This window comes from Thermofilum sp., assembly GCF_038871435.1.
In the GTDB taxonomy this organism is placed as follows: domain Archaea; phylum Thermoproteota; class Thermoprotei; order Thermofilales; family Thermofilaceae; genus Thermofilum; species Thermofilum adornatum.
In genome coordinates this window covers 177,100-179,062 of the sequence record NZ_JAVZIC010000003.1, presented here as the reverse complement: position 1 = coordinate 179,062, position 1,963 = coordinate 177,100, and the positions used below count along the sequence as shown (strand labels likewise).

Here is a 1,963-nt window from a genome sequence, read left to right as displayed (position 1 = left end):
CCCGGTATACGGTTGTGCTTCTCTGGCTCAGAGGGCGGAAGCTTCACAATATTAATTGTGAACCTCCCCCAGACATACGGCACTGGGCTTCCAGGAGGAGACGGGAACCTAGAAATCTTCGAGCCGCGGACAGCCTTGAACTCCATGAGGTCGCTGAGCACCCTTACCAGGTTCTCGGCCGCGTTGCTCGCCGTGTGTGGGTAGCCCGCATGTCCAGACCTCCCCTTGACCTTTATCCATCCCTCCACGACGCCGGACGCGCCTACAGAGACGTACTCTGAGCCCGAATCCACTATGACCACGTGATCCCATCTAGCACCACTCTCGAGGAGCCTCCTGATACCTGTCCCTCCAACCTCCTCGTCGCCCGTAACGATGACTACGGGGTTGTATGCGAGCTCCGCGCCCGACTCTTTTAGATCCACAAGCCCAGCGATCGACGCGACGATGCCGGACTTGTCGTCTGCCGCGCCCCGGCCGTACAGCTTTCCATCTCTGACTATTGGCGTGTATGGGTCTATCTCTTCGCCGTCTATCTTCCAGGGCCCCTTTGCCGGCACAACGTCGTAGTGGGAAACAAAGGCTACGGAGGGCTTGCTCTTTGGAGGATTAGGGAGGGTAATTATCAGTGTTGGTATTTCTCCTCCCTCCAGGTCTATTCTCTCAACCTTTAAACCGTTCGACTCAGCTATGCGGGCAACAGCGTCCGCGGCCTCGCGGTAATGCTTCCTGACTAACTTGTTCTCGACATAGTAGACCTCTGAGGGGATTTTTACAAGCTCACTTAGCGCCTGGACAATGTCTAAAGGCATAAACAGTCAACCTAACTATGCAATGCCAAGATTTAAAGGTTAGTCTACGTGTTACACCATTTCTTCGAGGAGTTCTCTTAGGCCTCTCACCACGGAAGGAGCAACAGAGACCTTCGAGACGGGCGATGGAACAGTGTCTGTGGCTACCACTTCCTCTATGCCCGCGTAGTACAGCTTGTCGAGTGCCCCCTGAACCATGACCGCGTGGGTGCAGACGGCCCTCACGCTTTTTGCTCCAGAGCCAAGCACGTTTTTCGCGGCCAAGGCCATGGTTCCACCCGTACTTATAATGTCGTCTACAATGATTACGTCCTTGCCCGCGACGTCTAGGCTCTTCGGATAAATCTTCACTTCGCCCGTGACCCTGTCCCTCTCCTTCACTAGGTAGTCGAACTCCGCGCCCAGGTGCTCTGCAACCCTCTTTGCACGCTCCAATGCTCCCATGTCCGGGGCCAAGACAAGTGGATTAGAGACTTTCCCCTTGAAGTAGCCTGCAATCTCTTCGGCTGGCAAGACGTTTATAGACGGGACGCTGAGGTATTCACCTAGCACACGGGGCTGGTGGAGGTCGACAGTGACAAGGCCGGACAGCCCGAGAGCCTCCAGCGACTTCAAGACAGCCTTGACACTTATCGGCTCCCCTTCCAGGAAACGCTTATCCTGCCTAGCGAATGCCAGATACGGCACAACAGCAATTATACTGCCCTCCGCGTATGCAGAGAGGGCCTCCACCGAGAATAACAGCTCTAAGAACCTTTTCTCTTGGCTAGGATACATTGATGAGACAAGTATGGCTACGCCCCTAGGCTTCGAGGGAACCCTCACATAGACCTCGCCGTCGGGAAAAGTCTTCTTCTCCAAGAACACGAGTTCATCTCCAAGATGTCTAGCCACCTGGGCAGCAATCCCGTTCGATGCTTCCAGAGAATATACCGTCATCCCGAGAAATACCTACGCAGAAATAAAAATCTTTGCATGAGAAAAAAATGGAAAACCCGAAAGTACCATGAAAAAATGCATGCACAGCAAAAAAGACATATCAGCCGCCAGCAAAGTTGACCTTTCAATTCATTCGTTTCTGATACAAAACTCGAAAGATTTTAGCATTGCTTGGACAGATTAAAAGCTTTCAATTCATTCGTTTCTGATAC

The 1,963-nt window shown here is 52.8% G+C and carries 2 protein-coding genes; both read right to left on the bottom strand.

Going from position 1 to position 1,963, the window contains the following annotated elements; translation table 11 throughout:
* Window positions 1-812, bottom strand: an 812-nt coding sequence (locus tag QXT17_RS05670; protein WP_342815812.1) for a M20/M25/M40 family metallo-hydrolase, incomplete at its 3' end; no start/stop codon positions are given.
* Between the two features lie 51 nt (window positions 813-863).
* Window positions 864-1,751 carry a ribose-phosphate diphosphokinase gene (locus tag QXT17_RS05665; protein WP_052887137.1) on the bottom strand — a complete coding sequence of 296 codons (888 nt, stop codon included), beginning with the start codon at window positions 1,749-1,751 and terminating at the stop codon, window positions 864-866.
* Window positions 1,752-1,963: the final 212 nt, after the last annotated feature.

What these genes read in the sequence shown, in the direction of transcription:
- QXT17_RS05665 (WP_052887137.1), bottom strand. Translation starts at nt 1,751, where the DNA reads ATGACGGTATATTCTCTGGAAGCATCGAACGGGATTGCTGCCCAGGTG.